This is a genomic window from Ideonella sp. B508-1 (assembly GCF_000333615.1).
Classification (GTDB): domain Bacteria; phylum Pseudomonadota; class Gammaproteobacteria; order Burkholderiales; family Burkholderiaceae_C; genus Ideonella.
This window is the reverse complement of record NZ_BADL01000596.1, coordinates 1-4456: the sequence shown is the minus strand read 5'-3', so window position 1 is coordinate 4456 and position 4456 is coordinate 1. Positions and strand designations below refer to the sequence as shown.

The 4456-nt window shown below is 64.5% G+C and carries 3 protein-coding genes, 1 tRNA gene and 1 pseudogene; 2 read left to right on the top strand and 3 right to left on the bottom strand.

The window, feature by feature from the left end:
- Positions 1-40: 40 nt before the first annotated feature.
- Positions 41-580, bottom strand: coding sequence for a ribosome maturation factor RimP (gene rimP / locus I73_RS23740; protein ID WP_022982901.1), 540 nt, complete (start codon positions 578-580; stop codon positions 41-43).
- A 198-nt stretch (positions 581-778) separates the two neighbouring features.
- Between rimP and fabI the strand changes: the two genes are divergently transcribed.
- Positions 779-1576: an enoyl-ACP reductase FabI gene (gene fabI, locus I73_RS23735; RefSeq protein WP_022982900.1), complete on the top strand. Its 798-nt coding sequence runs from the start codon at positions 779-781 to the stop codon at positions 1574-1576.
- Between the two features lie 76 nt (positions 1577-1652).
- On the opposite strand, the pseudogene I73_RS30280 reads toward fabI, so the two are convergent.
- A pseudogene (locus tag I73_RS30280) lies at positions 1653-3916 on the bottom strand (Orn/Lys/Arg decarboxylase N-terminal domain-containing protein).
- Between the two features lie 190 nt (positions 3917-4106).
- On the opposite strand from I73_RS30280, the gene I73_RS23725 reads away from it, so the two are divergent.
- Positions 4107-4197: transfer RNA gene (locus tag I73_RS23725), tRNA-Ser, on the top strand.
- A 65-nt stretch (positions 4198-4262) separates the two neighbouring features.
- Here I73_RS23725 and I73_RS30275 read toward each other — a convergent pair.
- A partial coding sequence (locus tag I73_RS30275) for a DUF3299 domain-containing protein (RefSeq protein WP_022982899.1) occupies positions 4263-4456 on the bottom strand: 194 nt, incomplete at its 5' end.

Sequence of the window (4456 nt, the reverse complement as noted above, 5' to 3'; positions counted from 1 at the left end):
CAGCATTTGGCGGTCATTTTTCCTGACCTCCATCGGTTGTTCATTCGCTTGCATCGCCCGGGGTTGAGGGCTGGGCGGCGGGGGCGGCCTTGTTGCGGCGGCCCTTGAAATCCAGCACCGGCACGAGCCGGGCTTCACGCACTTCGTCCAGGCTGAAGTCCAGGACCTGGTCGACCTTGCCGTCGTGGAACACCAGCTGCCAGCCCTCGCCCGATTCGGCGGCCTGCAGCAAACCTTCGTATTTCTTGCGCCCCTGGAAAGGCAGCTTCAGCGTGATCTGAACCTGCTGCCCGGAGAAGCGGGCATAGTGCTCGGCCGTCTTCAGGGGACGGTCCAGCCCCGGCGAGGAGACCTCAAGCCGGGCGTAGTCGACGCTCTCGACCTCCAGCACGTACTGCAGCTGGCGGGTCACCACCTCGCAGTCCTCGACCGTCACGAACTCCTGCCCACCCGTGGGGTAGACCTTGCCGGGCACACGGTCGATATAGACGCGCAACAACCCGCCGGCCGATCTCTCGACATCGACGAGTTCATAACCCAAACCTGTCACCGTCTTCTCGACGGCCTGGCTCCAGCTCATCAGGGTGCGAATACCTTTCCCGCTTCAATGGCGTTTCGGTGCCAAAACACCAACGCAAAAAAAATGGGCAGAGATGAATCCGCCCACTTCTCGTCAGCTATCGGCATTCTAGCGAAGTTCGAATTATAGCCAGCGCACTTCGTCACAGCAAGTTGCTCATGTCAAAATCGCGCCGGACCACAACACTCCGGAGACCGCATGGGATTCCTCGCCGGCAAGCGCCTGCTCATCACAGGCCTGCTTTCGAACCGCTCCATCGCCTACGGCATCGCCAAGGCCTGCCATCGCGAAGGCGCCGAACTGGCTTTCAGCTACGTCGGCGAACGCTTCAAGGACCGCATCACTGAATTCGCTGCCGAATTCGATTCCAAACTGGTGTTTGACTGCGATGTGGGCGATGACGCCGCCATCGAGCGCCTGTTCACTGACCTCAAGGCTGCCTGGCCCGAGGGCTTCGACGGTTTCGTTCACTCGATCGGCTTCGCCCCGCGTGAAGCCATCGCGGGCGACTTCCTCGACGGCCTGTCGCGCGAAGGCTTTCGCATCGCGCACGACATCTCGGCCTACAGCTTCCCGGCCATGGCCAAGGCCGCCCTGCCCTCGCTGCGCGACAACGCCTCGCTGGTGACCCTATCCTACCTGGGCGCCATGCGCTACGTGCCGGCCTACAACACCATGGGCCTGGCCAAGGCCTCGCTGGAAGCCAGCGTGCGTTACCTGGCCGCCAGCCTGGGCCCCAAGGGCATCCGGGTCAACGGCATTTCGGCCGGCCCGATCAAGACCCTGGCGGCCTCGGGCATCAAGGGCTTCGGCAAGCTGCTGGACATCTTCTCGCGCAACGCCCCGCTGCGCCGCAACGTGACGATCGAGGACGTCGGCAACGTGGCCGCCTTCCTTCTGTCGGATCTGGCGGCCGGCATGACCAGCGAGATCACCTACGTGGACGGCGGCTTCAGCCACGTCATGGTGGGCGGCATGCCCGAGGACGAGGCCTGATCGGCCCCGACCCTCGTCTTGAAGAAGCCCTCGCCCCGGCGAGGGCTTTTTTTCGTCCGCGCGGCTCAGGCGCCGGTCAGCCCCGCACGCAGTCGACGAAGTAGCGCTTGGGGGCGCCGGACACCTGCTCCTCGGACACCAGGCCATGCACATCGGCGCCGAAGCCCGGGAACTGGGCATTGAAGTCGCGCGTGAAGCGCAGATAGTCCACCACCTTGCGGGTTGAACCGCTCCCCCCGGGATGACCAACGAAATGCCCGGGGAATAGGGCGTCAGCAGCGCGGTGGTGACCCGCCCTTCCAGGTCGTCAATCTCCACCCGCTCGGTCTTGCGGTGCGCGATGTGCGCGTAGGCATCGCTGGGCTTCATGGCCGGCTCCAGCTCCGACAGGTAGACCTCGGTGGTCAGGCGGGCGATGTCGCCCTGAGCATAGGCCTCATGCACGCTCTGGCACAGGTCGCGCAGGCCCATGCGCTCGTAGCGCGGGAAGGCCTGGCAGAACTCCGGCATCACGCGCCACAGCGGCTGGTTGCGGTCGTAGTCGTCCTTGAACTGCTGCAGCGCGGTCAGCAGCGTGTTCCAGCGGCCCTTGGTGATGCCGATGGTGAACATGATGAAGAAGGAGTACAGCCCCGTCTTCTCGACCACCACGCCGTGCTCGGCCAGGAACTTGGTGACGATGGAGGCTGGGATGCCGCTGGCCGCGAACTCGCCCGAGACGTTCAGCCCCGGCGTGATGATGGTGGACTTGATCGGGTCCAGCATGTTGAAGCCGTCGGCCAGGTTGCCGAAGCCGTGCCAGGTCTCATTGGCCTTGAGCACCCAGTCGTCCTGGCGGCCGATGCCTTCGTCGGCCAGGCGGTCCGGCCCCCAGACCTGGAACCACCAGTCCTCGCCATACTCGGCGTCCACCTTGCGCATCGCACGGCGGAAGTCCAGCGCCTCCTTCAGGCTCTCCTCCACCAGGGCCGTGCCGCCCGGCGGCTCCATCATGGCCGCCGCCACGTCGCAGGACGCGATGATGGCGTACTGCGGCGAGGTGGAGGTGTGCATCAGGTAAGCCTCGTTGAAGAGGTAGCGGTCCAGCTTGACGCTCTGCGAGTCCTGCACCAGCACCTGGGAGGCCTGGCTGATGCCGGCCAGCAGCTTGTGGGTGGACTGCGTGGCGTAGACCATGGCCTGCTGCGGGCGCTTGCGGCCCTTGCCCATGGCGTGGAAGGTGCCGTAAAACTTGTGAAAGGCCGCGTGCGGCAACCAGGCCTCGTCGAAGTGGATGGTGTCCACCCAGCCGTCCAGAGTCGCCTTGATCGACTCGGTGTTGTAGAGCACGCCGTCGTAGGTGCTCTGCGTCACGGTCAGGATCTTGGGCTGAACCGCCTCCGGGTCCACGCCCTTGAGCAGCGGGTGCTGGGCGATCTTGCGGCGGATCGACTCCTTGCTGAACTCGCTCTCCGGGATGGGGCCGATGATGCCGTAGTGGTTGCGCGTGGGCGTCAGGAAGACCGGCACCGCACCGGTCATGATGATGCTGTGCAGGATGGACTTGTGGCAGTTGCGGTCCACCAGCACCACGTCGCCCGGTGCCACGGTGTGGTGCCAGACGATCTTGTTGGACGTGGACGTGCCGTTGGTGACGAAGAAGCAGTGGTCCGCATTGAAGATGCGGGCCGCGTTCTTTTCGCTGGCGGCCACCGGGCCGGTGTGGTCCAGCAACTGGCCCAGCTCCTCCACCGCGTTGCAGACGTCGGCGCGCAACATGTTCTCGCCGAAGAACTGGTGGAACATGCGGCCGATCGGGCTCTTCAGGAAGGCCACGCCGCCCGAGTGCCCGGGGCAGTGCCAGGAGTAGGAGCCGTCGTGGGCGTAATCCATCAGCGCCCGGAAGAACGGCGGCGCCAGGCCGTCCAGATAGCTCTTGGCCTCACGGATGATGTGACGCGCCACGAACTCGGGCGTGTCCTCGAACATGTGAATGAAGCCGTGCAGCTCGCGCAGGATGTCGTTCGGAATGTGCTGCGAGGTGCGCGTCTCGCCGTACAGGTAGATCGGGATGTCCGCGTTGCGAAACCGGATCTCGCTGATGAAGTTGCGCAGATTGAGCACCGCGGGGTCCAGCTCGGGCCCGGGCGTGAACTCCTCGTCGTCGATCGACAGGATGAAGGCGCTGGCACGGCTTTGCTGCTGAGCGAACTGGGACAGGTCGCCATAGCTGGTCACGCCCACCACCTCGAAGCCCTCCTTTTCGATGGCTTCCGCCAGGGCACGGATGCCCAGGCCGGAGGTGTTCTCGGAACGGAAGTCCTCGTCGATGATGACGACCGGAAAGTGAAAGCCTTGCATGGCGGCTCCTGAAGGGAAACGGGCGAGCCCAAAACGCGAAAGCGCGAAGTGTAGGGCCGAACGGTGACCCCCTTGCGGCAACTTTCCGTGCGCCAGGCGGGCCCCTGCCCGGCCGCAGGGTCTGACGTTTTTTTTGCAGCCCATGCGACACGCACCACTTTCATGCGCTATCATTATGGGCTTATCCCACGGAGGGATGGATGAGCGGTTTAAGTCGCACGCCTGGAAAGCGTGTGTGGGTTAATAGCCCACCGCGGGTTCGAATCCCGCTCCCTCCGCCAAGACCATGAAGAACGCCCCGCAGCATCCGTTGCGGGGCGTTTTTTCTTTGTCGTCCGACGCGCGCTCAGCGCGTGGACTGGTAGGCCGAGGTCATCTGGGCGTCCATGTGGTAGCCCGACTTGCCCATGTCGGTGCTGCTGCTGGCCAGGTGCAGGCGCCCGAAGACCCAGATCGCGTCCATGGACTTCACGCCCACCGCCGGCTTGCTCAACGTGACGTGGATGATCTGGTTGGCCGGCGGGGGCGGACTGTGGATGC

Coding starts and splice junctions, on each gene's coding strand:
- rimP (WP_022982901.1), bottom strand. CDS start 580: ATGAGCTGGAGCCAGGCCGTCGAGAAGACGGTGACAGGTTTGGGTTAT.
- fabI (WP_022982900.1), top strand. CDS start 779: ATGGGATTCCTCGCCGGCAAGCGCCTGCTCATCACAGGCCTGCTTTCG.